Annotated in this window: 28 protein-coding genes, 1 tRNA gene and 1 riboswitch; of the genes, 18 read left to right on the top strand and 11 right to left on the bottom strand. The window is 63.1% G+C overall.

Annotated features, from left to right (window positions below):
• Position 1: 1 nt before the first annotated feature.
• A complete protein-coding gene (locus ACOOEX_RS14955; protein ID WP_420395574.1) occupies positions 2–553 on the top strand; it encodes a 6,7-dimethyl-8-ribityllumazine synthase in 552 nt (183 codons plus the stop codon).
• Positions 550–1,029, top strand: coding sequence for a transcription antitermination factor NusB (nusB, locus tag ACOOEX_RS14950; protein ID WP_306044918.1), 480 nt, complete (start codon positions 550–552; stop codon positions 1,027–1,029). The genes ACOOEX_RS14955 and nusB overlap by 4 nt, the downstream gene beginning before the upstream one ends.
• 87 nt (positions 1,030–1,116) lie before the next feature.
• Here nusB and ACOOEX_RS14945 read toward each other — a convergent pair whose 3' ends face one another.
• Positions 1,117–2,673, bottom strand: coding sequence for an amidohydrolase (locus tag ACOOEX_RS14945; RefSeq protein WP_420395573.1), 1,557 nt, complete (start codon positions 2,671–2,673; stop codon positions 1,117–1,119).
• A gap of 163 nt (positions 2,674–2,836) precedes the next feature.
• Here ACOOEX_RS14945 and ACOOEX_RS14940 point away from each other — a divergent pair, with 163 nt between their 5' ends.
• Positions 2,837–3,142: a hypothetical protein gene (locus tag ACOOEX_RS14940; protein WP_420395572.1), complete on the top strand. Its 306-nt coding sequence runs from the start codon at positions 2,837–2,839 to the stop codon at positions 3,140–3,142.
• 301 nt (positions 3,143–3,443) lie between these two features.
• Positions 3,444–3,899, top strand: coding sequence for an MmcB family DNA repair protein (locus tag ACOOEX_RS14935; protein WP_420395571.1), 456 nt, complete (start codon positions 3,444–3,446; stop codon positions 3,897–3,899).
• Between the two features lie 108 nt (positions 3,900–4,007).
• Here the strand turns inward: ACOOEX_RS14935 and ACOOEX_RS14930 are convergent, their stop codons facing one another.
• On the bottom strand, positions 4,008–4,199 hold the full coding sequence (locus ACOOEX_RS14930; RefSeq protein WP_420395570.1) for a DUF6324 family protein: 192 nt from the start codon (positions 4,197–4,199) through the stop codon (positions 4,008–4,010).
• Between the two features lie 121 nt (positions 4,200–4,320).
• On the opposite strand from ACOOEX_RS14930, the gene ACOOEX_RS14925 reads away from it, so the two are divergent.
• The 8 genes from ACOOEX_RS14925 (at position 4,321) to ACOOEX_RS14890 (ending at position 11,058) form a co-directional block, all read left to right on the top strand.
• Positions 4,321–4,812 (top strand): GNAT family N-acetyltransferase, encoded by a 492-nt coding sequence (locus ACOOEX_RS14925; RefSeq protein WP_420395569.1) that lies wholly within the window; start codon positions 4,321–4,323, stop codon positions 4,810–4,812.
• A 48-nt stretch (positions 4,813–4,860) separates the two neighbouring features.
• Positions 4,861–4,937: transfer RNA gene (locus ACOOEX_RS14920), tRNA-His, on the top strand.
• Positions 4,938–5,393: 456 nt separating this feature from the next.
• Positions 5,394–5,945, top strand: a complete 552-nt coding sequence (locus ACOOEX_RS14915; protein WP_420395568.1) for an RNA polymerase sigma factor — start codon at positions 5,394–5,396, stop codon at positions 5,943–5,945.
• The gene (locus ACOOEX_RS14910) at positions 5,942–6,559 is read left to right on the top strand and encodes a hypothetical protein (protein WP_420395567.1); all 618 of its coding nucleotides are present in this window, start codon (positions 5,942–5,944) and stop codon (positions 6,557–6,559) included. The genes ACOOEX_RS14915 and ACOOEX_RS14910 overlap by 4 nt, the downstream gene beginning before the upstream one ends.
• Positions 6,560–6,580: 21 nt before the next feature.
• A complete protein-coding gene (locus ACOOEX_RS14905) occupies positions 6,581–7,852 on the top strand; it encodes a S8 family serine peptidase (protein ID WP_420395566.1) in 1,272 nt (423 codons plus the stop codon).
• Between the two features lie 181 nt (positions 7,853–8,033).
• The gene (locus ACOOEX_RS14900; RefSeq protein WP_420395565.1) at positions 8,034–8,213 is read left to right on the top strand and encodes a hypothetical protein; all 180 of its coding nucleotides are present in this window, start codon (positions 8,034–8,036) and stop codon (positions 8,211–8,213) included.
• 605 nt (positions 8,214–8,818) lie between these two features.
• A complete protein-coding gene (locus tag ACOOEX_RS14895; RefSeq protein ID WP_420395564.1) occupies positions 8,819–9,862 on the top strand; it encodes an AbrB family transcriptional regulator in 1,044 nt (347 codons plus the stop codon).
• Complete coding sequence (locus ACOOEX_RS14890; RefSeq protein ID WP_420395563.1) at positions 9,859–11,058, top strand: CaiB/BaiF CoA transferase family protein; 1,200 nt, start codon at positions 9,859–9,861, stop codon at positions 11,056–11,058. The genes ACOOEX_RS14895 and ACOOEX_RS14890 overlap by 4 nt, the downstream gene beginning before the upstream one ends.
• Before the next feature lie 170 nt (positions 11,059–11,228).
• On the opposite strand, the gene dtd is transcribed toward ACOOEX_RS14890, so the two are convergent.
• Entirely contained in the window at positions 11,229–11,675 is a 447-nt protein-coding gene (dtd, locus tag ACOOEX_RS14885) for a D-aminoacyl-tRNA deacylase (protein WP_420395562.1), read from the bottom strand.
• A 132-nt stretch (positions 11,676–11,807) separates the two neighbouring features.
• On the opposite strand from dtd, the gene ACOOEX_RS14880 reads away from it, so the two are divergent.
• Entirely contained in the window at positions 11,808–12,224 is a 417-nt protein-coding gene (locus ACOOEX_RS14880; RefSeq protein ID WP_420395561.1) for an Hsp20/alpha crystallin family protein, read from the top strand.
• A 64-nt stretch (positions 12,225–12,288) separates the two neighbouring features.
• Here the strand turns inward: ACOOEX_RS14880 and ACOOEX_RS14875 are convergent, their stop codons facing one another.
• The 8 genes from ACOOEX_RS14875 to ACOOEX_RS14840 all read right to left on the bottom strand — a co-directional run bounded on the left by ACOOEX_RS14875 (position 12,289) and on the right by ACOOEX_RS14840 (position 19,972).
• The gene (locus tag ACOOEX_RS14875; RefSeq protein WP_420395560.1) at positions 12,289–12,960 is read right to left on the bottom strand and encodes a nitroreductase; all 672 of its coding nucleotides are present in this window, start codon (positions 12,958–12,960) and stop codon (positions 12,289–12,291) included.
• Entirely contained in the window at positions 12,957–14,111 is a 1,155-nt protein-coding gene (locus ACOOEX_RS14870; RefSeq protein ID WP_420395559.1) for a TFIIB-type zinc finger domain-containing protein, read from the bottom strand. Before ACOOEX_RS14870 ends, ACOOEX_RS14875 begins: the two co-directional genes overlap by 4 nt.
• 80 nt (positions 14,112–14,191) lie before the next feature.
• Entirely contained in the window at positions 14,192–14,671 is a 480-nt protein-coding gene (locus ACOOEX_RS14865) for a cytochrome b (protein ID WP_420395558.1), read from the bottom strand.
• 70 nt (positions 14,672–14,741) lie between these two features.
• The gene (locus tag ACOOEX_RS14860) at positions 14,742–15,869 is read right to left on the bottom strand and encodes an SPFH domain-containing protein (RefSeq protein ID WP_420395557.1); all 1,128 of its coding nucleotides are present in this window, start codon (positions 15,867–15,869) and stop codon (positions 14,742–14,744) included.
• A 33-nt stretch (positions 15,870–15,902) separates the two neighbouring features.
• Complete coding sequence (locus ACOOEX_RS14855) at positions 15,903–16,841, bottom strand: DUF2927 domain-containing protein (RefSeq protein WP_420395556.1); 939 nt, start codon at positions 16,839–16,841, stop codon at positions 15,903–15,905.
• A gap of 26 nt (positions 16,842–16,867) precedes the next feature.
• Complete coding sequence (locus ACOOEX_RS14850) at positions 16,868–18,061, bottom strand: toxic anion resistance protein (RefSeq protein ID WP_420395555.1); 1,194 nt, start codon at positions 18,059–18,061, stop codon at positions 16,868–16,870.
• A gap of 12 nt (positions 18,062–18,073) precedes the next feature.
• Positions 18,074–18,976 carry a 5-bromo-4-chloroindolyl phosphate hydrolysis family protein gene (locus ACOOEX_RS14845; protein WP_420395554.1) on the bottom strand — a complete coding sequence of 301 codons (903 nt, stop codon included), beginning with the start codon at positions 18,974–18,976 and terminating at the stop codon, positions 18,074–18,076.
• Between the two features lie 147 nt (positions 18,977–19,123).
• Positions 19,124–19,972 (bottom strand): TerC family protein, encoded by an 849-nt coding sequence (locus ACOOEX_RS14840; RefSeq protein WP_420395553.1) that lies wholly within the window; start codon positions 19,970–19,972, stop codon positions 19,124–19,126.
• Positions 19,973–20,109: 137 nt separating this feature from the next.
• A riboswitch (SAM riboswitch) is annotated at positions 20,110–20,188 on the top strand.
• A 70-nt stretch (positions 20,189–20,258) separates the two neighbouring features.
• On the opposite strand from ACOOEX_RS14840, the gene metZ reads away from it, so the two are divergent.
• The 5 genes from metZ to ACOOEX_RS14815 all read left to right on the top strand — a co-directional run bounded on the left by metZ (position 20,259) and on the right by ACOOEX_RS14815 (position 24,360).
• A complete protein-coding gene (gene metZ / locus ACOOEX_RS14835; RefSeq protein WP_420395552.1) occupies positions 20,259–21,464 on the top strand; it encodes an O-succinylhomoserine sulfhydrylase in 1,206 nt (401 codons plus the stop codon).
• Positions 21,461–21,958 (top strand): GNAT family N-acetyltransferase, encoded by a 498-nt coding sequence (locus tag ACOOEX_RS14830; protein ID WP_420395551.1) that lies wholly within the window; start codon positions 21,461–21,463, stop codon positions 21,956–21,958. Before metZ ends, ACOOEX_RS14830 begins: the two co-directional genes overlap by 4 nt.
• Complete coding sequence (locus ACOOEX_RS14825; protein ID WP_420395550.1) at positions 21,955–22,695, top strand: glutamine amidotransferase; 741 nt, start codon at positions 21,955–21,957, stop codon at positions 22,693–22,695. The genes ACOOEX_RS14830 and ACOOEX_RS14825 overlap by 4 nt, the downstream gene beginning before the upstream one ends.
• A 227-nt stretch (positions 22,696–22,922) precedes the next feature.
• Positions 22,923–24,020 carry a GTP cyclohydrolase FolE2 gene (folE2, locus tag ACOOEX_RS14820; RefSeq protein WP_420395549.1) on the top strand — a complete coding sequence of 366 codons (1,098 nt, stop codon included), beginning with the start codon at positions 22,923–22,925 and terminating at the stop codon, positions 24,018–24,020.
• A gap of 118 nt (positions 24,021–24,138) precedes the next feature.
• A complete protein-coding gene (locus ACOOEX_RS14815) occupies positions 24,139–24,360 on the top strand; it encodes a hypothetical protein (protein WP_420395548.1) in 222 nt (73 codons plus the stop codon).
• Positions 24,361–24,366 lie beyond the last annotated feature (6 nt).

The following is a 24,366-nucleotide window of genomic DNA, read 5'->3' as shown; positions in this document are numbered from 1 at the left end:
CATGGCCGGATCTGAAACCCATTACACGCTGCCCCTGCCGTCCTTTGACAAGCCGGTGAAAGTGCTGATCGTCGTCGCGCCCTATTACAAGGATATCGCCGACAACATGATCGCAGGTGCGATTGCGACGCTGGAAGAGGCGGGCGCGGATCATGAGATCATCGAAGTGCCCGGCGCGCTGGAGGTGCCCACGGCGATCCGCATCGCCTATCGGCAGGCCAATTTCGACGGGTTCGTTGCCATCGGCTGCGTGATCCGGGGCGAGACCACCCATTACGATACGGTCTGCAATGACAGTTCCCGCGCGATCCAGCTTCTGGGGCTGGAAGGGGCCTGCATCGGCAATGGCATCCTGACGGTAGAGAACCGCAAACAGGCGGAAGTGCGCGCCGATCCTGCCGATCAGAACAAGGGCGGCGGCGCGGCGGCGGCGGCGCTCCACCTTATCGCGTTGACGCGGAAGTTCGCAGCGCCTAAAGGCGGCATCGGATTCAAACCGGCGGGCAGCGAGATGCTGATTGCCGGCGATGCAAAAGGACCAAGCCGCGCATGACCACCCAAAAGGGCCCCACGAAGGACGAAAAGCGCCAGATGAAATCTGCCGCCCGTCTTTATGCCGTTCAGGCGCTGTTTCAGATGGAGGCCGCGGGGCAGACGGTAGAGAAGGTGCGCCGCGAGTTCTTCGATTTCCGCTTTGGCCAGGAAGTGGCGGGCGAGGAATTGGCCGAGGCCGATCCCGACCTGTTCACCAAGCTGCTGGATGACGCGGTGAACTGGCAGGCCAAGATCGACCAGATGACCGACCGGGCGCTGGTCGCGAAATGGCCGATTGCGCGCATTGACCCGACCATCCGGGCCCTGTTCCGGGCTGCTGGCGCGGAGCTGCTGGACTCGGCGACACCGCCCAAGGTGGTGATTACCGAGTTCGTGGACGTCGCCCGCGCCTTCTTCCCCGAAGGGCGCGAGCCGAAATTCGTGAATGCCGTTCTTGACCACATGGCGCGCGAAGCCCGGCCCGAGGCGTTCTGAGCTGGAAAACTCTTCCAGAAGAGTTTTCCAGTCTGCAAATTTTTCCAGAAAAATTTGGGGGTTCGGAAGAATTTTCTGGAAAATTCTTCATGCCCCGGATGGGATCGCCCAGTCCTTGCCCCGCGCGGTGGTCACGTATTCCGGCCATCGGAAATGCAGCGGAGGGGCGTAGTCGCAGAGCGGCGGAATATGCTCTTCGGCGGTGCGCTGGCGGAACTCGGCCTGTGCCGTTTCCAGCAGCGTGGGATCGGTCAGGCAGTCGAGCACCGTCATTGCGATGACCTGCGCCGCGACCTCGCTCATCGGGTCGATCGTTGCCGGGTGGCCACCAAGCGCGTTCATCGCCCAGGCCGGATAGGCGAAGCCCTCGGGCGCGGTCAGCGCAGGCCGCCCGATATAGAGCCGTACCGTCGGCGCGTGCCAGCAATACTCGGTGTAGTCGTCCGAGGTGAAATGGCGCTGTGAGGGCGGCAGGTTCTGCCTGAGCTGCCGTTCGGCGTCCTCCGGCGGGGTCAGCTTGGAGATCATCGGGAGGAACGGGGCGTCCATGGGCTCCAGCCCCAGTTCGGTCTGAATCGCGCGGGCGAAGTCTGCGGCCTCCTCTCCCCAAACAGGTGCGCCTACGGCCTCCAGATTGGCATAGGTCGCGCGGGCCATGGCGTGGTTGGGCAGGCCGGGGCGCGATTTGGCCACCCAGTGCCGCCGCCACGAACAATGGCAAAGCTTTGCGGCGGCGTCTGCGAAGTGGTCCAGCCCGCGGATGATATGCTCGGCCTCGCTGACCTCGCTGATGCGGATGAAATACTGGATTTGCGCGATCTGCGCGGGGATGTTGTCGGCGGTGGCCTGCCCGTGGCTCAGGATCGTTTCGTTCATCGACCAGCTTTGCCCCGGCGCCATCACATGTTCGCGCAGGGCCTTTGCCGATTGATACATCTGCACCATCGCATCCGTGGCCCCCGGTGCACGGGCGGCGGCGTGGCTGGCGGGGATCGGCGAGGCATCTTCGCCCGCCATCCAGGTTTCGGGTGCATCACAGGTGAACTCGTAGATGACGCCATAGCCCACGCCGCAATGGGTGTCCCACCGCACGGTGTTGCACAAGGGCGCCATGTAGAACGGGTGAAAGCTGATCGCGGCATCGAGGTCGTCGTAATAGCCCGCAGCCGCGTGAATGGGCTTCGATCCCCGCACCTTTTCCGCCGGTTCGCCGAAGAACTTGAGCCGCCCGCGGATGCTATGTGCCTCCATCGCCGCCTTGGCGGCAAGAAACCCGCCGAGCGATCCCATGCCAAGCGCCGAATGTGGGTCGGTATGGCCGCCCGCATGGGGGCCAAGGCCGGGGCGGGGGGCTTTCCTTGGCTCCGCCGCCTGGCAGTTGCCGGGGATGCCGTCATATTCGGCGTAGCCGCCGATGGTGGGGCCGTCGCCGTTTGACCAGGTGGCGCAGAAGGCCGTGGGCATGCCGGCGCTGCCCTCCTCGACCGTGAAGCCCTCGCGTCGCAGAAGGTCCACGTAATAGGCGCTGGACCGATATTCGCGCCACGCGGTTTCCCCGAAATCCCAGATGTCGCGCGTCCAGCGGGAAATCTCGCCCATACGCGTCCTGACCGTTGCCCGCGCCGTGTCTTTTGCCGCCGTCATGCCTTGCCTCCGTTTTCAGCACGACGCTAGGATGCTGCCCCCATGGCAGGCAAGCGCTTTTCAGACGGGCGAATTGTGGCCCAAGGGCGGCTCTGCCGCAGGCTTGAGGGTTGCAGAGCGGCCGGGCCGTGCTAACATATTTGACAAGGTCAAGGAGGACGTCATGCCAGACCATATCAGGATGATCATTCGTCACGGGTTCATCGGCTTCGGGATCTCGGTCGCCTTCACGGCGATGATCCTCGCCTTCAACGTGGGCAATCTGTGGCATCTGGTGACCCATACGGCAGAGGGGCCGGTGGCGGTGCTGATGCTGATCGTGTTCGGCACCATCACCTTCGGCTCGGCGCAGATCGGCTACAAGATCATGTCCATGGGCGAAGAGGATGATGACCAAAGCGGTGGCAAGCGCGATGCCTTGCCCGTGGCCGATCCGGTCGCGATCCCGGTTCGGATCACCGACCGCTAGACACCCCGCAAGAAAGAAGGCCCGAAGCATCCGCTCCGGGCCTTGGTCTTTCAAAGGTGACGGGACCACCACAACCGTTGGGAATTCAATTCCCGAGGACCTGTATATACAGGTGGGCGCCAGGTAAACGGACCACGGTCCGCACAGAGCCAGCTCCCTCGGATTTGCTTAAGGCCACCGGAATATTACCCGATACGAGAAGGGCAGACCCCGCCGATCCCTCACATAGGCCCTTCCACGGATTCCGACAAGGGCAATGCAGGTAATTGCATTTGTTCTTGAATTGTTCCAGTCTGGCAGCATGGCAAACGACGCTCTCCTTCCCGATCTCATGCCCGGCCAGCTGCTGGCCCGGGGCGTCTGCCGTCATCTGCGCCAGCATGATTTCGCCAGCCTGGAGGAATTCGTGCCAGAGCGGGGCAAGCGGGTGGATGTCATGGCGCTTGGCCCCAAAGGGGAAATCTGGGTGATCGAGTGCAAATCGAGCCGTGTCGACTTCACCTCCGATTCGAAATGGGATGGCTACCTGGAATGGTGCGACCGGTATTTCTGGGCGGTGGATCAGGAATTTCCGACCGATCTGCTGCCCGAGGGCACCGGGCTGATCATCGCCGATGCCTATGACGCGGAAATCCTGCGTTTTGGGCCCGAGACCAAACTGCCCCCCGCCCGGCGCAAGGTGCTAACCCAGAAATTCGCCCGGACCGCTGCGCAGCGTCTGCACGGATATCGCGACCCCAAACCGGGCAGCATTTGACCAAAATTGTTCGCACCCCTTCTTCTTGGCCCAAATACTCCGGGGAGCGCGAGGGGCAGCGCCCCTCGTATGACACGCCATCAAGCGGCGACGCCATCGCGCAGGGGTTCAGCCCCTAGTGCCCTTGCGGATGGTTTCCGCCGCGACGCGCAGTTCCTCGGCAATCTCCAGGGCTTCCTCCGGGTCGAAATCCAGCGGCAGATCGACGCCGTCTGCTTCGATATAGATGCGGACCATGCCCAGGGTGGTGGGGCCGATCTGCAGATTGGCGGCAATATCGCTTTCGCTGTCGATACCCATGCGTGTCCTCCAAGAACCCGGTTTTCCCCTGATAAGGGGCTGGCAAGCGGCCTAGACCCTTGCCCGTGGCGATACAAGGCAAAATACTGGAACGATACAGGGTCCACAAAGGGGAAATCGCATGTCTGACGGGATCGACCTGCGCGATCTGGCCATCGGTGACGCCGGTTGGCTGATCCAGCAGCACGCGGAGCTTTACGCGCGAGACGAGGGATTCGATGCCAGTTTCGAGGCGCTCGTGGCCGAGATCCTGGCCGAATATATCCATACCCGCGACCCCGCCTGCGAACGCGCCTGGATTGCCTGGGACGGGGAGCAGAGGCTCGGCTCCATTTTCTGTGTCAAAGGGCCGGAACCGGGTCAGGCCAAGCTGCGCCTCTTCCTTCTGACCCCGGCAGCACGGGGCAGAGGGCTTGGCAAACGGCTTCTCGATGCCTGCATCACCTATGCCCGCGACAAGGGGTACCGAGAGATGGTGCTTTGGACCCATGCTAGCCACCGGGCCGCCTGTGCGCTGTATGAAAAGGCCGGGTTCACCTGCATCGACAGCCATCCCGTCACCTCCTTCGGGCAGCGGCTGGAAGAACAGACATGGAAGCTGAATTTGACGTAACAGAGAGGCTTGCATTCCGGCGCAACGGGGGCTATCCACCCCGCCAGTGCCGCCTTAGCTCAGTTGGTTAGAGCGCTGGATTGTGGATCCAGAGGTCCCCCGTTCAAGCCGGGGAGGCGGTACCATCCTCCGATACCATGGGAAGCTACGCTGGCAGGAGACAGGCCCCCGTCCTCAAAGCGCGTGGCCGGACCCGGATCGGCCGGAGTCCTTACCCTCTGTCCAAAGCGGGCGATCCGGCGTTAGTGCCCTTGCCTGAATGGGCCCTTTGGTGCTTCCAAACAGTCCGGCAAGCAGTTCGGGACGTCGCTGTATCCTGTTCAGCCCCGGCATCTGGTGGATCGGGTCGAGGACGAGGCTGCCTGACTCTGATGTCCGGATCTTGCAGATGCCGGAGTTGAACACCCATGGCCATCTCAACTGCCGCGCCGTCTTGATCGATCTGCCTTCGACAAACCTGTTGCGGCTCGGGTCTTCTATGAAACGGCACAAGTGTCGGGGAAACCTGACCTCAGTCCCACTTGGCGCGGCCAGCCAAACCGGTTAAGTCTGGCTCTTGTAGGCAGGACGGGCCTTTAGACATGAGTGCAGACCACAAGTTCCTGATCGAGCAGATCGCGCAGGGCGACAAGCAGGCCTTGGCGGCGCTCTATCGTGCGCTCGAACGGCCCGTCTACAAATTTATCGTCTCCAGATTGAACGATCCTCACGAAGCAAACGACATACTCCATGAAGTGTTCATGGATGTCTGGCGTTCCGCCGGCCGCTTTGAAGGGAGATCGAAAGTGCAGACCTGGATTTTCGGAATAGCCTACAGAAAGAGCATCGACGCGATGCGCAAGCGCGGCCGTATGGACCTGACCGATGAAACACCGGACATGGCAGATGACGGCCCCGATCAGGAGACCTGCCTTGCAGCCGGCCAGGAGGCCGAGCATGTAAGGCATTGCCTGGAGACGCTGAAGGACGATCACCGTTCGGCGATCACGCTCGCGTTCTACCAGGACATGACCTATGGCGAGATAGCCGAGGTGTCGGGGGTGCCGGAAGGTACGATCAAGACCCGCATCTTCCATGCCAAGAAACTGTTGATGCGCTGCCTGTCGGGCCGCGTGGAAAGAGGTGTGGCATGACCAACGAGCAAATCCACGAACTCCTGCCCTTCCGGGCAAACGGAACCCTGCAAGGCGCCGATCTGGCCGCTGTCGATGCAGCCCTGGCCGAGGATGCAGACCTGCGCGCCGAACTGGCCGCACTGACGGCCATCCGCGACACCATGCAGGCTGAAGAGGTCGCCAGCCCCGGCGAATTCGGACTGGCCCGGCTGATGCGTGATGTGGATGCCGAACAGCGCGAACGCCTGTCGACCCCGGCCCCTGCCGCCGCCAATGACAACGTGGTGCCGCTGATGCGCCTGCGCATCTGGCAGGTCGCCGCCGCCGTGGTGCTGGCTGTGGGCATCGGGTTCAACCTGCCGCAATTCGGTCCGGGTTCTGCGCCCATGGATAGCGCCGAGCCCGCAGGGTTCACCCTGGCCAGTGGCGGTGCCGCGGCCGATTTCACCGTGGTCTTCGCCCCCGACGCCACCGAGGTGGAACTGCGTGCCCTTCTGCTGCAGGCCGGTTTGGAGATCGTTTCCGGCCCTTCGGCGCTTGGCATCTACGGGCTTGGCCTCATTGACGCAGAAACCTCGGATGCCGCATTTGCAGCCCTGTCGGCTTCGGCTATTGTCGAGGACGTGCAATAGTCCCTTTTGAAGGCCCTGCTTATGTTTCGTCTGATCATCTTTGTCGCCGCAGCTTTTCTGCTCATGCTTCAGGTGGGGGCTGCGCAAGCCCAGGTCGAACCCACCGACCCGACAACCGGGGGGCCGACCAGCCCCGGAGAGTGTGACGGGCCGTGCTACCCCGACGATTACCAAGACGGATATGATCATGAAGATGAACGGGTGGATGCCGACAATTCGGCCCAACCTCGTGTGGTGACATCTCCATCGGGTCTGCCCGAATACATCGTCAGCGGCCCGATCTCGGAATTCGACGCCTCGCGGAATGGTCTGACCGAAGCCGGGGCGCAACTGTTGCGCTATCGTGATCTGCCTCTGCTCGGCATCCGCATTGCCATCTACGATTTCCGCCTGCGCCTTGGTGTGCGCCGGGCCAACTTGATTCTCGACGATGTGGCCCCGAATACCCAGGTGGGGCGTCACCATATCTATGAGCTGTCGCAGGCCCGCCCCCGCGTCTACGCCGCCGACATGATTGGGGATGCTTCCCCCGGTGCCTGCCCGGTGGGGCGTCGGTCGATTGGTCTTATCGACGGGCCGGTTGACCCCGACCATCCGGCACTTGCCGGCGCGCAGATCGTGACGCAGAGCTTCCTTGGCGATGGGGAACGCCCGCCTGCCGGCAATCATGGAACCGCCGTGGCGGCGCTGATCGTGGGGCAGGACCCGTCCGGCGCGCTTGGCGGCTTTGCCCCCGGTGCCGCGCTTTATGCCGTGTCGGCCTTTACGGAGTCGCGCGGTGACGTCGGCGCGGATATCGAACGCATTGCCACCGCCATCGAATGGCTGCTGCAACAGGATGTGCGGCTGATCAACATGTCCTTCGCGGGGCCGGAAAACTCTGTGCTGACGGCTGTTCTGGACAGCGCTGCCGCACGCGGGGCGATCATGATCGCCGCTGCGGGCAATGACGGTCGGGAACGGGCGGCCTATCCGGCGGCTCACCCTTCGGTCATCGCCGTAACCGCCGTCGACGCCGCTTTCCGCCGGTATCGTGATGCCAATTACGGCGACCATATCGAGTTCTCGGCCCCCGGTGTCGATCTCTACGTCGCCTCCTCGCGCGGCGGCAACTATGCCTCCGGCACCTCCTATGCCGCCCCTATCGTCACCGCGCTGGCGGCCCGGCTGGGGGCAGGCGGCGGATTGAGCCTGAGTCAGATTCGTGACCGCCTGCGCGGCTCGGCGGTGGATCTTGGGCCGGATGGCTTCGATTCGGAGTTCGGTTGGGGTCTTGTGCGCGGCGGCTGCTGAAACCGAATATTGCAGGAGTGAGCCTTGGGAAACCGGCCTGTTGCAGGCCGGTTTCTTGCGTTTCCGGCTTTTGTCACGGCGCAATCGGGAAGGGATTTTGAACCGAGGCCGCCCACCGTCCGACCAACAGGTATAAGGGCGGTTTTTCCCGCCGGATGCCATAGCGATCAGGACCCAAGCCATGAACCGTTTTCTTGCCCCCTTTTCCTCTGCCGCCCGCCGCGCCATCGCAGGCGATCATCTTCAGGTCCGCAGCATTGCAGCCGGGTCGCAGCGTGACCTGGTGGCCGTGCCCACCCTTGACACCGCGCCTGCGTCCCGCGCCCGGCTGACCAATTTCCGCCGCGCCATTCAGGGCTGAACCATCGGTGTTCCCGTGGCCACCGTCACTTGCCACGGGCTTGTCCCTCGTCTGACCGATCCCGCTTTTCCGCTTTGATCGGCACCTTTCCGGCCCGCATTCTTCAAGAGTGCGGGCCTTTTTTGTACGGGCTCCGCCAGCTCGGCGCGTGGATCGAAAAAAAACGGAAAAAACTTTGAACCAAGTCGACGCGCCCCCCGACCTATCCCTGTATTGCGCAGATAGTCTGCGCTGCAGGTGAGGGAGCACAACGTGTCACGATTTCTCAAGTGCATGCTGACATTTGTCTCGGTCAGTGTGAAACGCGTTCCTTCCCCGATTGCCTTGGATTTCTGGCAACCGCTGCCCGCTTGTTATGGCCAGGCGATCAGTGGTGATGACGAAATCATTTTCCAATATCGCAGCCACTTGTTTTCCGTTTGACGGCTGCTTTCCCGGCGCTGAACACCCCCCGTCCTTAGTTCGGTGCCCCGATGCCCGGTCCTCCCCCGGACCGGGCATCGTCTTTTTCTTTTCCGTCAAGTGCTCTTGAAATCCGTTGCACGATGCGCAACGCCGGTCTCATCCTCTTTGCGCGGCCCCTCCACAGGCGTATCACGGGGGGTATGAACACCTGGCTGCCCCCAGATCCCGCAACGCTCGCCACCACGCTGGCCGTGGGCGCTATTGGCGCGATGGCCGCGGTCTGGCTGCACATCCCCGCCCCCTACCTGACGGGGCCAGCCGCGCTGGTGACGCTGGCGGGAGTCTTGGGCCTGCGCACGCGGGTGCCGCTGCCGCTGAGGGACGGCTGCTTTCTGGTCATCGGCACGTCCATGGGGGCCGGCGTGAACCCCGAGATCCTGGCCGCTGCGGCGCAATGGCCCCTGAGCCTCGCGGCGCTTGCCTCGGCGCTTCTGATCATCTTTCTGGGCGGTGCAACGCTCTTGCAACGCTGGCTTGAATTCGACCGCATATCGGCCCTCTTGGCGGCAACGCCCGGACATTTGAGCTATATCCTGTCCCTGTCTGCCGATACCAAATCGGAGCTTTCGACCATCACCGTGGCGCAATCCCTGCGGGTGCTCATCCTGACATTGCTGGTGCCGCTGGCTGTGGCCCTGCTGACCGATGTGGATCTGAGCATGTCGGCGCGCCCCGACGCGGTGATGTCGCTTGTGCATCTGGGGGTGATCATGGTGCTGGCCGCGGCGCTCGGCACGGTGCTGAAACGCCTCAACATGCCTGCGGCCTTCCTGATGGGCGGCTTCATCGTCTCGGCGGTCAGCCATGGCACCGGAGCAACCCCGGGGCTGGTGCCCGTATGGGTGACGATCCCCGGATTTGCCATCATGGGCACTTTGATCGGCACCCGCTTTTCAGGCATCTCGCTGGCCCAGATCCGGCGTGCCTCTGGCGCGGCGGCGGTGCTGACGACTCTGGCGCTGATCGCCACCGTGGGGGCGGCGCTATCCATGCACTGGGCCCTGGGCCTGCCGGTCACCAACCTGCTGATTGCCTATGCCCCCGGCGGGTTGGAGACCATGGCGGCGATGTCGGTGATGCTGGATGCGGACCCGGCTTTCGTGGCCTTCCACCACGCATTCCGCATCCTACTGCTGACCTTCCTCGTGCCCGCCTTCCTGCCCAGATCGGAGCCCGAGACATGACCGCCCCCAAGCCCCTTGACGGTATTCGCGTGCTGGACATGACCAATGTGCTGGCCGGTCCCTTCGCCTGTCACCAATTGGCCCATATGGGGGCCGAGGTGATCAAGGTGGAGGCGCCGGGACGGGGCGATCTGGCAAGGCAGTTGGGGGCCGATCCGGCGCTGAACGCCAAGGGCATGGGCGTGTCTTTCCTGGCGCAGAACGCCGGAAAGAAATCGGTCACTCTGAACCTGAAACATGCCAAGGGCAGGGAGATCCTGAAGGCGCTGGTGCGCGGGGCCGACGTGCTGGTGGAAAACTTCCGCCCCGGGGTGATGGATCGGTTGGGGCTGGGGCCAGAAGTGCTGCGGGCCGAAAACCCCCGGCTGATCTATTGCGCGATTTCGGGGTTCGGGCAGGACGGGCCATGGGTCGACCGCCCCGCCTATGACCAGATCGTGCAGGGCGTCTCGGGCGTCATGTCGATCACCGGCGATACAGAGAGCGCGCCTTTGCGCGTGGGCTATCCGATTGCCGACACGATCGGCGGGCTGACGGCGGCGATGGCGATTGCATCCGCCCTGAACGCGCCGGACCGGGGCTGCGTTATCGACGTGTCGATGCTGGAGGCGGTGCTGGCGACGATGGGATGGGCGGTGTCGAACTACCTGATCGCGGGGGTGGAACCCGGCGCCCATGGCAATGAGAATACCACCTCTGCTCCTTCGGGTGCCTTCCGCTGCAAGGGGGGCCTCGTGAACATCGCCGCCAACAAGGACGAACAATGGGAATTTCTGGCCCGGCATCTGGGGTTGGAAGTGTTGCTGGACGACCCCGACTATGCCACGCGCGAGGATCGCAAGCGCAACCGCTACGCGCTGCGGTCGCTCATCGAGGCGCGGTTGGAGGACAAATCGGCGCGGGACTGGGCGCGCGAGTTGAACGCATTGGGCGTGCCTGCCGGGGCGGTTCTGTCGGTGCCCGAGGCGCTGGCGCATCCACAGGTGGCCGACCGTGGGCTGGTGGCCTCATTCGAGGATGTGCCGGGCGTGGACCGGCCGGTACGGGTGCTGCGACCGGGGGTGAAACTGGATGGGGCCGCGCCCGAGGTGGCGGATGGGCCACCTGCACTCGGGGCCGATGCGGAGGAGGTCTTCGGTGCGCTCGGGCTGGATACGGCAGAGCTGGAACGGCTGGCGCGCGACGGGGTGATCTGAGCGGCGGGGAGCGGCCCGGCTCAACCTGCCCCCGGATGGCGGAGGCCTCGCCGGGCCGCGCTGCCGCGGGATATCGTCAGGGTCTGGTGTGTCGATCCTGTCGCCTGCGCGGGTTGCTCGGGCGGGATGCCTCCGGCGGGAGTATTTGGGCCAAGAAGAAGGGCAGGGGGTCAGCTGGCCTCGGTGTCGATCCAGATCGTGACCGGGCCGTCATTGATGAGCGAGACTTTCATATCGGCCCCGAACTGGCCAGTTTCGGTAGGGATGCCAAGGCCTGCCAGATGGGCGGCGAAATGCTGGTAAAGCCTGTCGCCCTCTGCCGGTGGGGCGGCAGTGGAGAAGCCGGGGCGGTTGCCGCGCGAGGTGTCGGCGGCCAGCGTGAACTGGCTGACCACGAGGGCCGAGCCGCCCATGTCAAGGATCGAGCGGTTCATCTTGCCCGCCTCATCGGTGAAGATCCTGAGCTTCGAGATCTTGGTGGCGAGCGTTTCGGCCTGCGCCTCGCCATCGCCCTGCATGGCGCAGACGAGGATCATGAGGCCCGGGCCGGACTGGCCGATGAGCTCTCCGTCGACGCGGACGGCGGCTTCGCTGATGCGTTGAATGAGGGCGCGCATGATGGGTCCTTTCGCTGATCCGGGGGGAGAGTGCGGGTTTCTTGACCGGAATCAAGGCGAATCCAAGCGGGATCGGAGAGACTCCGGGACGCAGGCAGAGGTGTGAGCTGCCGCGCATCAAGGAGGATCGCAATGGTTGAGAAATCGCATACGTCCGGCGGGTGGCCCTCGGTTTTTGAGCCTTTTCGCACGATGGGTCGGCAGGTGGCCGACTGGTTCGCACCGGCGTCAGAGGCGGCCGTCGATGAGGGCAGCTATCGGGTGGTGGTGGAACTGCCGGGTGTCGAGGACAAGGATATCGAGGTGAGCGTCCATGACGGGGTGCTGACCGTGAAGGGTGAGAAGAAGTCGAGCCGCGAGGAGAAGGGAGAGACCTGGTATTTCAGCGAACGGCAATATGGGGCGTTCTCCCGCAGTTTCCGGTTGCCGCCTGACGCCGATGAGGGGGCGGTGAGTGCCGATCTGAAAGACGGGGTACTGACGGTTTCGGTGGCGAAATCTTTGCCCACCAGCCCCGAGACCAAGAGGATCGAGGTGCGCAAAGGATGAGGCCGGGCGCGGGGAAGGGGCTTGCAAGCCCCTTATAACGTCCTTGCAAGGACGTTGGCCGCGCCTAGCCTTGCCAGCGGAGCGTTTCGTCTAGGCCCGCGCGTGTGGTGCGGAAGCTGTTGGCCGGGTGGTCCTTATCCGCCCGGCCCATACTGATGACGCAGACGATGGTACGGGTCTCAGGCAGGTCGAAGAACCGGTGCAGTAAGGGCGCGTAGCTCGCCAGCGCCGCCTGTGGGATGGTAGCGACGCCGCGTGCGGTTGCCGCCAGGGTCAGCGCGGTCAGGAAGCCACCGCAATCGACGAGCGCGTAGGGGCCAAGCTCCGCCTCAGATGTCAGGACCGCCACATGTGGCGCACCGAAGAAGCGGAAGTTTTCCATCATCTGCCGGTGCGATCCGTCGCGGTCGCCCTTTTCGACCCCGACCGCGCCATAGAGTTGCCAGCCGCAGGTGGAGCGACGCTCCTTGTAGACACCCGAATACCGCTCCGGGAAGGGGATATCGGGCCTGTGGCTGGCAGAGGTCATCTCCTCGGCCAGCGCGGCGCGCAGGCGGTCCGTTTCCTCTGCGCCCGTGACAACCAGTTGCCAGGGCTGCGCATTGCACCAGCTGGCCACCTTTTGCGCGTCGCTCACGATCTCTTCGATCAGGTCGCGCGGCAGGGGATTAGACCGGAACGCCCGGCAGGAATACCGGGCATCCAGGATGTGTGTCAGCGCCTCGGCGTCGCTCATTGCTGGGTCATCATGTAGAGATAGGCCGCGCCTGCGGCCAGCGCCGCCCCGATGACGACGGCAATGGCAATCTTGATCGCCGACCAGGGTCGTTCGCCCTGCACCTTGCCGGACTGGCCATTGACCACGAAGCGATAGCTCTTGCCCTTGTACTTGTAGGCGGCCATCCAGACCGGCAGCAGCACATGCTTGAAGGTGATCTCGGAGACATCCGTGTTCACATGGCTAATGCGCTGCCGGTCGCCGCCGATATCGGCATTGATGTCGCGGCGGATCTGCGCGTCCATGATATCGCGGGCTTCCTCGAACCCTTCCTCCACATCGACCGTATAGCCCTCGGCCATGAAGCCTGCGAGGTAGTGGGGCTGATAGGGCTCCAGCTCGCTCAGGTTCCAGGGCTTGAGATTGTCGGTATAGCTTTTCGGCAGCGAGCGCGAGCCGAGGATCAGGATATCGTCGAAGAAGCGGCTGACGCGGCCCCGGACATTGGTCCAGCGGATTTTCTGTTCGCGGACCTGGGTTGGTTTGCCTTCGCGCATCACCGTTTTGGTGACGTAGTAGATCGTGCCGCGCTGGCCCTGGTAGCGGCTGGCGGTCTGGGCGTCATAGGTCCAGTAGGGCACGTAGATGCCATCGAGGCTGCGGCCCTGGCGGGCATACTCCTTCAGCCCGTTTGGCGCGAACCAGAGCCGCCCAAGCCAGGCGGTCATCGCCTTGTGGGCATCGCGTTCTTCCAGCTTGAAGGGCAGAACGGCCTTGGGCTTGATATGCCTGTGGGTGCCGGTATCGGTCACCACCGGGGTGGCGCAGAAGGGGCATTCGGTGGAATGGACGTCCGAGTTGAACTCCACCTGCGCGCCGCAATTGGGGCAGGGGGTGACGCGGATTTCCTCCATCTCGGCATTGTCGAGGCCCGAGCGCAGCGCCGTTTCGAAATCCATCTCGCGGATCTCGGGCAGGTCGGCGGTCTCGAAATCCTGCTCATTGCCGCAATGGTCGCAGATCAGCTTGCCCTCTTCCGGGTCAAAGCGGAAATCCGACCCGCATTGGTTACAGGGAAAGCGGTGTTCCTCATTGGCGAGGGCGTCGGCGGCCTCGGTGGCCTCCGGTTCGGGGTCAGATCCGGGCGGGGTGGGGGGCAAATCGCTCATGGCTCTCTGAAAATCGGTTAATGTCCTGCCGCATCTTCGACCGCGGCAGGGCGTAATTCAAGGGAATAAGCCGCGCGATCCTAGCTGCGCGGGCGCAGCATCCGGGTCATTGTGCCATCCTTCAGCACCAGCTGGTGCAGGATCGCCACCACCGCATGGCCGAGCGCCACGATCATCAGCGCATTGCCAAGCAGTTCGTGTCCTTCGCCCAGGGCCTCGATGCCGCCGAACCAGGTGATGGCGCCGCCAAGGGGCGTGAGGATCATCAGCAGGTACAGCAAGCGGTGACCCCAAAGTGCGGCGGTCTCGGCCATGGCGGAACTGCCCGGCACCGGGCCCGGCGCGCCCTGACGGTGGCGCACGATCACCCGGATCAGGACCAGCACGAAGACCGCAAGGCCCAGAATGGCGTGGGGATTGGGCGTCAGGATGCCGCTTTCAAGACGGGTCTCGAACGCGTCTTCCATGGCCTCATGTGTGAACCAGGTCGCGAGGATCAGCAGGGCGATCAGCCAATGCAGCGCGATTTGCAGGCGGGAATAAGCGGGGGCGTGTGACATGGGGGGTTCCTAAAACAAACAGTCCGGCCCTTTTCACGGGGCCGGACCGGATTTCCGTCGCTGTCGGGGATCAGACGCCTGGCGGCGGGGGGGGCGGCATGACGGTGAAGAGCTGCGCCAGCTCGGCCACGTCTTCGGCTTTCTTCCAGCCGTCCTGACCGGCGGTCCAGACATAGGTTTCCCGCTTGAGCTGTCCGGCGCTGGCCATGCGGCCCAGATCGGCCTTGGAGAAGGGGCCGGTGGTCTGGCCGTTCTCGGCAAGGTGCCAGACATGTTCGACCGGCGGCGGCGGGGGCACGGCGGCACCGCCACCCTGCGCGGGGGCCTGTTGCTGCTGGCCGCCCTGGTTCATCGCATTGGCCATCTGCTGGGCCATCGCCATGCCCATGCCTAGCCCCATGCCCTCGGATGCCCCGCTGCCGGGAGAGGTCGCGGCGGCCTGCAGGGCCTCGGCGGTCTGGAACTGGGTGTATTTGTTGAGATCGCCAATGACCCCCATCGAGGTGCGCTTGTCGAGCGCCTCTTCCACCGCGGGCGGCAGGCTGATGTTCTCGATATAGAGCTCGGGCAGTTCCAGCCCGTATTGCGCGATGGTGCCGGAAATCGCTTCGGCCATGATCCGGCCGAGATCGCCGGTATTGCCCGCCATATCCAGCACCGGGATGCCGGAGGACCCGATCACGCGCGAAAACTCTTGCACGATGATGTTGCGGATCTGCGAAGTGACCTCGTCGGTGGTGAATTCGCCGTCGGTGCCCACGATTTCGGTCATGAACTTGCCGGCGTCGTTCACCTTGACGGTGTAGGTGCCATAGGCCCGGATGCGGGTCGGCCCAAAATCGGCGTCGCGCAGCATGATCGGGTTCTTGGTGCCCCATTTGAGGTCGGTGAACCGGTTGGTGCTGACGAAGTAGATTTCCGATTTGAACGGCGACTGGAAGCCATGCGACCAGTGCTGCAGCGTCGTCATGATCGGCATGTTGTTCGTTTCGAGCATGTAGAGGCCCGGGGTGAACACGTCGGCCAACTGGCCTTCATGGATGAAGACCGCCGTCTGGCCTTCGCGCACGGTCAGCTTGGCGCCGTACTTGATTTCGTGGCCGTGGCGTTCGAAACGCCAGACCATCGTGTCGCGGGTGTCGTCCGTCCAGTGAATGACGTCAATGAACTGGCCGGAGAGGAAATCGAAAATGGACATCTGGTCCTCCTGTTGAAAATCAGACCTTGGGGGTCAGCTTGGCCCACCAACCAGCCCGTCTGCAAGCTCTTGCAGGATCGGGCGGGCCTCGTCGGGGGTCATGCCGGGGCTGAGACGGGGGTTGTAGAGCATGCTGAGCAGCATCTCGTCATGGGTGGTGAGCAGCGCGAACTCCTCGTCGTCGTTGAAGATCGAGGGGCGCGCGGTGGGGCTGTCATTGGGCAGGCCGAGACCCTGGGCCACTTCCTCATGCACACAGGACCGGCGTTGCAGGTCGGGGTGTTCCGTTCGGATGAGGGCAATGGCGGAGACATAGACATTGGGCGCATCTGCGTTCGAGATAGAATAGACCGCGCAGAATTCATGGCGGGGCAGAGAGGTGATTTCCCGGATCGTGGCGTCGCTGATATTGGGCATGATCCGGCGCAACAGGGGGGCCGCTGCGCGCTGTTCATCCCGATTGAGATAGAGCACATGGAAATTGCCGCCCGATCCCACCGCGCGGATCGAATGGCCGGTGATGCGTGCCAGACGGTCGGCATAGCGGGCGAGTTCCGCCCGATCCTCGTCGCGCGTGTCCTCGGGCACCGAGCCGCCGAAATGCGCTTGCAGCCGAATGGGTCTTTCCCAACGGCGCAGTTCTGCGGGAGTCTGCTGCGCCACGAAGCGGCCGCCGGAAATGGCGTATTCGTTGTAAAGCGCGATGCGTTCGAAATTGGCGACCAGATTGCGGGCGACTATGGGTGTATCCGGCCCGCCGCCATCGGTGCGCAGCAGGCCCTGGGTCAGCAGCCGCTGTTGAACGCCGGCATAGTAGCGCGCATAGGCAAGGCTTTCTTCCGAAGGTTCTACAGACGGCGGTGCGACAACGGGAGCAGAGGGGCGCGAAGCGGGCGTTTGGGTCGTCTCCTCGCAGCCTGACAGGACCGCCAGGGCGGCCACCATCAGGGCTGGAAACAGGGCCTTGCGCATGCGGCCTCGCGCCTCCGGGTCTTGGATCAGGTCCGCGGCACGGCGGTGCCGACATTGTCGCCTGTACCGTCGCCCCGCGCCGTGGCCGAGGCCAACGTATCGCGCAGGTCGCGTTCCATCTTTTCCATTTCTTCCTCGGCAGCCGCACGGCGGCGCTTGCCTTCATCGGCGATGGCGAGGCTTTCTTCGATGGTCGCGATAAGATCGGCATTGGCCTGCTTGACCGCTTCGATGTCGAAGACGCCACGCTCCATCTCTTCGCGGACCATCTTGTTCGATTCGCGCAGGTTGGCGGCGTTCTGAGTCAGCAGCTCATTGGTCAGGTCATTGGCCTCGCGCACGGCCTGCGCGGCCTGGGTCGAGCGCTGGATGGTCAGCGCCTGCGCCAGTTGGGTTTCCCACAGCGGCACGGTGTTCACGAGGGTAGAGTTGATCTTGGTGACCAGCGATTTGTCGTTTTCCTGCACCAGCCGGATCGAGGGCAGCGATTGCATGGTGACCTGGCGGGTCAGCTTGAGGTCATGGACCCGGCGTTCCAGATCATCACGCGCGGCGCGCAGGTCGCGCAGTTCCTGCGCTTTCATCACCTGTTCATTCTCGGGCGCGGCGGCCACCTCGGCCTCTTTCGCCGGGATGACCTGTTCGTCCAGTTCCTTCAGCTTCTCTTCACCGGCGGCGATGTAAAGCGCCAGCTCGTCATAGAAGGCCAGCGTCTTGTCATAGAGCAGGTCGAGCGACTTGATGTCCTTCATCAGCGTATGCTCATGCGCCAGCAGGCTGTCGGTGATGCGGTCAATCTGGCCCTGCACATCTTCGTAACGGGCAAGGAAATCATGGACCGGCTTGGCCTTGCCAAAGAGCCGTTCCCACCAGCTGCGCTTGCGGTTGGGATCCAGTTCATCGACGGAGAACCCGCGAATGGTGCCGACGATTTCGCGCAAACTATCGCCTGCCGGGCCGACATCCTTGTTCTTGACCCCTTCCAGCATGGCCTGGCTGATCGTTTGCAGTTCCGCCTGCGCATTCGACCCGAAGGTGACGATCGAATTGGTGTCGGTCATGTCGAGCTCGGCCATCCGGGTGCGAATCTCTTCGGCGGTCGGGGCCGGCGCTTCGGCCAGCGGCACAAGTTCTGTCGAGGGTTCGGGCAGAACAACGGCGTTGATTTCATCGACAAGCTGCGCGGCAGCTTCGGCCTGTTGGCGGATCTGGTCACTCATTGTTTTTGGTCCTTATGTCTCAATATGCAGATTATCACGGTTCAGGCGGTCCCGCAGCACGTCGATTTCAACGTCGAGATCGCTGCGATCCGTCACCAGCATGCGCTTGGTGCGGGCCGCGAAATTGGTTTCGAGGTCATCCAGAAGGGTGATGTAATCGGCGCGCACCGACGGGTCGCGGTCGCGGGCATAAAGATCGGCGAACTTCACCGTCGCATCGCGGGCCCCGGTCAAGTAGACGCCCAGATATTTGCGCGCCTGGGTCAGATCGCGCGGGTCTTCCTCGACCGTGCGGAACATGTCGCGGGCGGTGGACTGGAAGGCTTCGACACGGGTTTCAAGCTGCCGGTCCCCGGCGCGTTTGATCGCGTCGGACATGCCTGCCAAAAGCGCCTCGGCCTCTTCGATCTTGCGCGCCACGCGGTCGGTCTGGAACCGATCAACCCCTTCCAGCCCCTTGTCTTTCAGCGGGTCCAGCCCGAAGGAGAAGAGATGCAGCGCGCCGGCAAGCGTGCCGACCAGACCGGCATTCAGAACCGTCCATTGCCCGCCGAAGATCAGCAGGCCGACGCCCACCCCGGTCAGAACCGAGGCGAAGATCTTGCGCGGGATCGCCGGGCGGCGGGCGACCTTGCGTTCGTTATAGGCGTCTTCCGCCCGCACCCCGTCACGCAGCAGCCAGGCGGCCAGCAACAGCACAGCGGCGCCCGCGAAATCGGTGATCATCTCGGTCACCGGCTGGAAGAAGGCGGTCAGGAAGACCAGAAGGGGCAGCAGAAAGAGGATGTTGATCCGCGCGCCATAACGCGCCGGGCTGCGGCCGCGAAAGCTGGCCTCAAGCGGTCGGGTCTCCGGGGCCTGAACCTCGGTCGAGTCCGGGTCGGGGCTGAACTGTCCGCCATAACGCTGTGCCATTTCAGACCACCCCGAAGCCGCCGAAGATCGCCATCACGATGATGACCACAAGCGCCACGAAGGCGACACCCTGAAGACCGTTTGAACTCATGTAGGAACCCCTTTCCGCCCAATACGATAAGCACGCAGAGGCGTAAAAAAAAGATGTCAGTGCTTGGAATCGTGCACCGGGACGGTTTCCGCCAATGCCCCGCGCGCCCGTTCAGCATCGAGCTTACGTTTATAGCCGGTTTGAATGAACTCGACGACAAACAGCACCACAACCGCGAAATAGAAGGTTGTCTTCGACATCGGGATCAGCGCGTAACCGAAGATATGCACCGCCATGGCCGGATCGTGGGTGGCATGTTCGGCGGCAACGCCCGCTTCACCAAGCAGCACCACACCAACAATCAGCAGGATGAAGAGGCCCAGAACCTCATACATCCGGTTCTTTTCGATAAAGGCAGTGACACCATCGGCCAGCAGCAGCATGGCCAGACCAGACAGCAGGATTGCTGCGGCCAAAATCGGGAAGACATCGGTGATGGCCAGGGCCGACAGCACCGAATCGAAGCTGAAAATCAGGTTCATCAAAACGATGAGCACAACCACCTGAACGGCGGATTTTCCTGATTTTTCGGGGCCTTCGTGGTCGAAGTCATGAACTGACAGAAGGTGCCCGATTTCCTTGACCGCCGTGTACATGATGAACACCCCGCCAAAGACGAAGACGCAGGTTGCGAAGTTGACGCCACCCTCCAGCACGCCGGGCCAGTTCATGACATAGAAGGGCTCTGACAGGCTCTCGATCAGCTGGACCATTGTAAAGAGCAAGACGACCCGCAGCGCCACGGCGATGATGATTCCCCAGAACCGCACTTTCTTTTGGCTTTCTTTCGGGGCCCGCTGGCTCTCGATCGAGATGTAAAGAAGATTGTCGAAGCCCAGAACCGCCTGCAGGAAGCACAGCATCACCAGGTTTCCGAGGTTTTCGAGGGTCAGGATATCAGCCATTTTCTGTCGCCTTGATCTATCGCTTTTTCCGGGCTCTTGCCGGGTCTCTTCGTCTCAATAATCGCTTGGGGCGGCGCTTGTCACGCCTTTCCCCGCGTCGGGTTCCCTCTTGCCAAGTCCCACGCGCTGGCTTATCCCGTACCCACCGTGGCGATTTGTTAACCGGATTGCGGGCCACGTTAAACAAGCCGCTAAAGAGGTCGAGCAGCGCCAGTCATGGCCCTTGCCCCCGACCGTTCACCCGGTTCGGGGTTTTTTCATGCCTCGGGCCAGCAAAGGACCGTGAATGACAATGGGACCGAAACAGCTTCCCGCCGACGCCAAGCCCCGCACCCGCGCCGTCCATGGCGGCACCCGCCGCAGTCAGTACGGAGAGGTCAGCGAGGCGATCTTCCTGACCCAGGGTTTCGTTTATGACAATGCCGAGCAGGCCGAGGCGCGGTTCATTGAATCGGGCGATGATGAATTCATCTATGCCCGCTACGGCAACCCCACCGTGCGCATGTTCGAGGAACGGATTGCGGCGCTGGAGGGCACCGAGGACGCCTTCGCCACCGCAAGCGGCATGGCTGCCGTCAACGGCGCGCTGACCTCGATGTTGAGGGCAGGGGACCATGTGGTTTCTGCCAAGGCATTGTTTGGGTCGTGCCTCTATATCCTCGAAGAGGTGCTGACCCGGTTCGGAGTGGAGGTCACCTTTGTCGACGGCACCGACCTGAACGAATGGAAGGCGGCGATCCGTCCCGACACCAAGGCGGTGTTCTTCGAGAGCATGTCGAACCCGACGCTGGAAGTCATCGACATCAAGGGCGTCAGTGACCTGGCCCATGCGGTCGGCGCGATTGTCGTGGTTGACAATGTCTTCGCCACGCCCGTCCTGCAACGCTCGGGCGATTTGGGGGCCGATGTCATCGTCTATTCCGCCACCAAGCATATCGACGGGCAGGGGCGCTGTCTGGGGGGGGTCATCTGCGGCACCCGCCAGTTCATCCGCAAGGTGGTGGAGCCTTACCTGAAGCATACTGGCGGCTCGCTTTCGCCCTTCAACGCCTGGGTGATGCTGAAGGCGCTGGAGACGATGGACCTGCGTGTGCGGGCGCAGGCCGACAATGCCTACAGGATCGCCACTGCGCTGCATGGTCAGCCTGGTCTGGCCCGCGTCATTCATCCCTTTCTGCCCGATCACCCGCAGCAAAACCTCGCGATTTCGCAGATGGAAGCGGGCGGGACGATGATTTCCATAGAGCTGCAGGGCGGCAAACCGGCAGCCTTCAAGATGCTCAACGCATTGCAGGTCATCGTGATTTCCAACAACCTGGGCGATGCCAAGTCGATCATCACCCATCCGGCCACCACCACCCATCAGCGGCTGACGCCTGAACAGCGCGACGCGCTTGGCATCTCGGACGGGCTGTTGCGCCTGTCTGTGGGGCTGGAAGATCCGTCGGATCTGATCGCGGATCTCGAACAGGCGCTTGCAGCGGCCCAATGACCGAGATCACCATTCACCGCGTTCGGGCGGGGGAGGGGGACCTGCTGGGGCAGCTCTTCCACCGATCCGTTCATGAGGGCACAGTTGGGGCCTATGATGCCGCGCAACGTGCGGCGTGGAGCCCGGAGCCGCCAAGCGGCCCGGATTGGGAGGCGCGGTTGACCGGGGCCGTGACGCTGGTGGCCTGGGCCGGGAAGCTTCCCGCCGGGTTCATGACGCTTGATCCCGTGACCGGCTATCTCGACCTCGCCTTCGTCGCGCCCGAATGGCAGGGGCAGGGGGTGGCGGCAATGCTCTATGGTCTTCTGGAACGCTGCGCGCGACGGCATGGGGTGGCACAGCTGAGCACCGATGCCAGCGAATTGGCGCGGCCCTTCTTCCTCAAGCAGGGTTGGCAGGACGGGCCGCGTCAGCAGGTGGAGCGCCACGGCGTCACCCTGCACAATTACCCCATGGCAAAACCGCTGAAACCTGCGCTAGAACGGGCGGCATGAAACCGTTTCTGATCCTGCAATTGCGCCCCGAAGACGAGGCCGCCGACGAGGAGTTTCAAAGCTTCCTCGCCAAGGGCGGGCTGTCGGAGGACGAGGTCCATCGCATCCGGCTCGACAAGCGTGACCTGCCCGGCGGGCTCGTCCTGGCCGACTATTCCGGCGTGATCGTGGGGGGCGGCCCCGGCTGCGTGTCGGACGCGCCCGAGGACAAGACCCCGCAGGAGGCCAAGATCGAAGCGGAGATCCTCGGCCTGATGCCCCGGATCACCGAGGCCGACATACCCTTCATGGGCTGCTGCTACGGGCTTGGAATCCTCGCCCATCATCTTGGCGGTGAGGTCAGCAAGGCGCGTTACGGCGAGGCCATCGGCGGGGTCGATTGCACGCTTTCGGAAGAGGGCGCCGCCGATCCGCTGTTCGACGGGCTGCCACAAACCTTCCGCGCGCTCGTGGGGCATAAAGAGGCCGTGCAGGACCTGCCCCCCGGCGCGGTGCATCTGGCGGCGGCCGAAACCTGCCCGGTCCAGATGATCCGCTACGGCCAGAATGTCTACGCCACCCAGTTCCACCCCGAGGCGGATGGCCAGAGCTTTGCCACCCGCATCCGCATCTACCGCAACAAGGGCTATTTCCACCCCGATGAGGCCGACAGCCTGACCGAAGCCTGTCTGGCCGAAGAGATCACCGTGCCGGAGCTGGTGCTGAAGAACTTCGTCAACCGCTACCGCGCCGGCTGAGAGACGTGCGGGGAAAGCTCTTCGAAGAGCTTTGACAATTTTCTTGCAAGAAAATTCCCGCGCCCCGGTTGAGCCGTCCGCCATTCTGACGCGGGATCGCGACATGTTGACGTTTTGGGCGGGTCCGCTCCACCCTGTCTCACCTATCTCTCGCAACGGAAAACTTGGAATAGGGCAGCGGCTGGCCCATATTGTCAGTCTCCAACCGCCCTGGGAAGGCCCGCGCCATGAACCTGCAGCTCAACGATCTTGCCACCGCGCCTGACAGCGACGAGGCCCGCAAGGCCCTGGACACCCTGCGCGCATGGGCTGCCACCGCGTCGGAGGAGGAATTGGCGGCGCTGAACCCGTCCGTCACCGGCCTGTTGCGCAATGCCCCGGACTATCCGGATTTCAGCCGCGACTACCCGCAGGATTTCACCGTTGACGCCGATTACAAGGACAGCCTGCCCGACCTGCAGAACGGCCCCGCCTCGCTGATAAAGGGTCAGAATCGGGTGATCCAGCATGTGGGCATCTCCAATTTCCGCCTGCCGATCCGCTATCGCACGCGCGACGATGGCGATCTGACGCTTGAAACCTCGGTCACAGGAACGGTCAGCCTTGAGGCGGAGAAGAAGGGCATCAACATGTCCCGGATCATGCGTAGCTTTTACAACCACGCGGAGCGGACCTTCAGCTTCGAGGTGATGGAAGCGGCCCTTGATGCCTACAAGACCGATCTCGACAGTTTTGATGCCCGCATCCAGATGCGCTTTTCCTTCCCGATGAAGATCGAAAGCCTGCGCTCGGGCCTGACCGGGTACCAGTATTACGACATCGCGCTGGAACTGGTGGAACAGGGCGGCAGCCGCAAGAAGATCCTGCATCTGGACTATGTCTACAGTTCCACATGTCCCTGCTCACTGGAACTCAGCGAACATGCCCGCGAGTTCCGCAACCAGTTGGCCACGCCACATTCGCAACGCTCAGTGGCGCGGATATCGGTCGAAGTGCCCTTTGGCGGTGACTGCCTGTGGTTCGAGGATCTGATAGACTTGGCCCGGCACGCGGTGCCGACGGAAACACAAGTTATGGTCAAACGCGAGGATGAACAGGCATTCGCGGAACTGAACGCCGCCAACCCGATCTTCGTGGAGGATGCCGCGCGCCTTTTTGCGCAGGCCCTGCATGACGAATCCCGTGTGGGAGATTTCCGCATCATCGCCAGCCACCAGGAAAGCCTGCACAGCCATGATGCGGTCAGCGTGCTGACCGAGGGCGAAACCTTTGCCGCCACCAGCCTCGATCCCAAACTGTTCACCACGCTTTTTCACGTGGGCTGAGCCCTTCGCCTGACGCAACCCGGGGTTTCCGGATCGGCATTGGGCAAACGGGTCAGGAAGGCATACCTATCAAGTCGAACCGGGCAAGTGCCCGTCGCAGATTTAAAGAGGTAGTCCCATGGCAACCATCGCCCTGTCCCCCGCCGCAACCGGCACAGAAACCCCGATCCGCAGCTTCTTCGCCGCGCTCATGCGCGTCTTTTCCGCCTATGACGCCGCGCAGTCGCGCGCCAATCAGGTGCAGCGCCTGAACGGGATGACCGACGCCGAACTGGCCCGCATCGGTCTGCGGCGCGAAGATATCGCGCGCTACGTCTTCCGCGATATCCTGTATATCTGAGGGACG

The organism is Nioella sp., from assembly GCF_965215655.1.
Lineage (GTDB): Bacteria > Pseudomonadota > Alphaproteobacteria > Rhodobacterales > Rhodobacteraceae > Nioella.
This window is presented reverse-complemented; position numbering and strand designations above follow the sequence as displayed.

What these genes read in the sequence shown, in the direction of transcription:
- ACOOEX_RS14955 (WP_420395574.1), top strand. Translation starts at nt 2, where the DNA reads ATGGCCGGATCTGAAACCCATTACACGCTGCCCCTGCCGTCCTTTGAC.
- nusB (WP_306044918.1), top strand. Translation starts at nt 550, where the DNA reads ATGACCACCCAAAAGGGCCCCACGAAGGACGAAAAGCGCCAGATGAAA.
- ACOOEX_RS14945 (WP_420395573.1), bottom strand. Translation starts at nt 2,673, where the DNA reads ATGACGGCGGCAAAAGACACGGCGCGGGCAACGGTCAGGACGCGTATG.
- ACOOEX_RS14940 (WP_420395572.1), top strand. Translation starts at nt 2,837, where the DNA reads ATGCCAGACCATATCAGGATGATCATTCGTCACGGGTTCATCGGCTTC.
- ACOOEX_RS14935 (WP_420395571.1), top strand. Translation starts at nt 3,444, where the DNA reads ATGGCAAACGACGCTCTCCTTCCCGATCTCATGCCCGGCCAGCTGCTG.
- ACOOEX_RS14930 (WP_420395570.1), bottom strand. Translation starts at nt 4,199, where the DNA reads ATGGGTATCGACAGCGAAAGCGATATTGCCGCCAATCTGCAGATCGGC.
- ACOOEX_RS14925 (WP_420395569.1), top strand. Translation starts at nt 4,321, where the DNA reads ATGTCTGACGGGATCGACCTGCGCGATCTGGCCATCGGTGACGCCGGT.
- ACOOEX_RS14915 (WP_420395568.1), top strand. Translation starts at nt 5,394, where the DNA reads ATGAGTGCAGACCACAAGTTCCTGATCGAGCAGATCGCGCAGGGCGAC.
- ACOOEX_RS14910 (WP_420395567.1), top strand. Translation starts at nt 5,942, where the DNA reads ATGACCAACGAGCAAATCCACGAACTCCTGCCCTTCCGGGCAAACGGA.
- ACOOEX_RS14905 (WP_420395566.1), top strand. Translation starts at nt 6,581, where the DNA reads ATGTTTCGTCTGATCATCTTTGTCGCCGCAGCTTTTCTGCTCATGCTT.
- ACOOEX_RS14900 (WP_420395565.1), top strand. Translation starts at nt 8,034, where the DNA reads ATGAACCGTTTTCTTGCCCCCTTTTCCTCTGCCGCCCGCCGCGCCATC.
- ACOOEX_RS14895 (WP_420395564.1), top strand. Translation starts at nt 8,819, where the DNA reads ATGAACACCTGGCTGCCCCCAGATCCCGCAACGCTCGCCACCACGCTG.
- ACOOEX_RS14890 (WP_420395563.1), top strand. Translation starts at nt 9,859, where the DNA reads ATGACCGCCCCCAAGCCCCTTGACGGTATTCGCGTGCTGGACATGACC.
- dtd (WP_420395562.1), bottom strand. Translation starts at nt 11,675, where the DNA reads ATGCGCGCCCTCATTCAACGCATCAGCGAAGCCGCCGTCCGCGTCGAC.
- ACOOEX_RS14880 (WP_420395561.1), top strand. Translation starts at nt 11,808, where the DNA reads ATGGTTGAGAAATCGCATACGTCCGGCGGGTGGCCCTCGGTTTTTGAG.
- ACOOEX_RS14875 (WP_420395560.1), bottom strand. Translation starts at nt 12,960, where the DNA reads ATGAGCGACGCCGAGGCGCTGACACACATCCTGGATGCCCGGTATTCC.
- ACOOEX_RS14870 (WP_420395559.1), bottom strand. Translation starts at nt 14,111, where the DNA reads ATGAGCGATTTGCCCCCCACCCCGCCCGGATCTGACCCCGAACCGGAG.
- ACOOEX_RS14865 (WP_420395558.1), bottom strand. Translation starts at nt 14,671, where the DNA reads ATGTCACACGCCCCCGCTTATTCCCGCCTGCAAATCGCGCTGCATTGG.
- ACOOEX_RS14860 (WP_420395557.1), bottom strand. Translation starts at nt 15,869, where the DNA reads ATGTCCATTTTCGATTTCCTCTCCGGCCAGTTCATTGACGTCATTCAC.
- ACOOEX_RS14855 (WP_420395556.1), bottom strand. Translation starts at nt 16,841, where the DNA reads ATGCGCAAGGCCCTGTTTCCAGCCCTGATGGTGGCCGCCCTGGCGGTC.
- ACOOEX_RS14850 (WP_420395555.1), bottom strand. Translation starts at nt 18,061, where the DNA reads ATGAGTGACCAGATCCGCCAACAGGCCGAAGCTGCCGCGCAGCTTGTC.
- ACOOEX_RS14845 (WP_420395554.1), bottom strand. Translation starts at nt 18,976, where the DNA reads ATGGCACAGCGTTATGGCGGACAGTTCAGCCCCGACCCGGACTCGACC.
- ACOOEX_RS14840 (WP_420395553.1), bottom strand. Translation starts at nt 19,972, where the DNA reads ATGGCTGATATCCTGACCCTCGAAAACCTCGGAAACCTGGTGATGCTG.
- metZ (WP_420395552.1), top strand. Translation starts at nt 20,259, where the DNA reads ATGACAATGGGACCGAAACAGCTTCCCGCCGACGCCAAGCCCCGCACC.
- ACOOEX_RS14830 (WP_420395551.1), top strand. Translation starts at nt 21,461, where the DNA reads ATGACCGAGATCACCATTCACCGCGTTCGGGCGGGGGAGGGGGACCTG.
- ACOOEX_RS14825 (WP_420395550.1), top strand. Translation starts at nt 21,955, where the DNA reads ATGAAACCGTTTCTGATCCTGCAATTGCGCCCCGAAGACGAGGCCGCC.
- folE2 (WP_420395549.1), top strand. Translation starts at nt 22,923, where the DNA reads ATGAACCTGCAGCTCAACGATCTTGCCACCGCGCCTGACAGCGACGAG.
- ACOOEX_RS14815 (WP_420395548.1), top strand. Translation starts at nt 24,139, where the DNA reads ATGGCAACCATCGCCCTGTCCCCCGCCGCAACCGGCACAGAAACCCCG.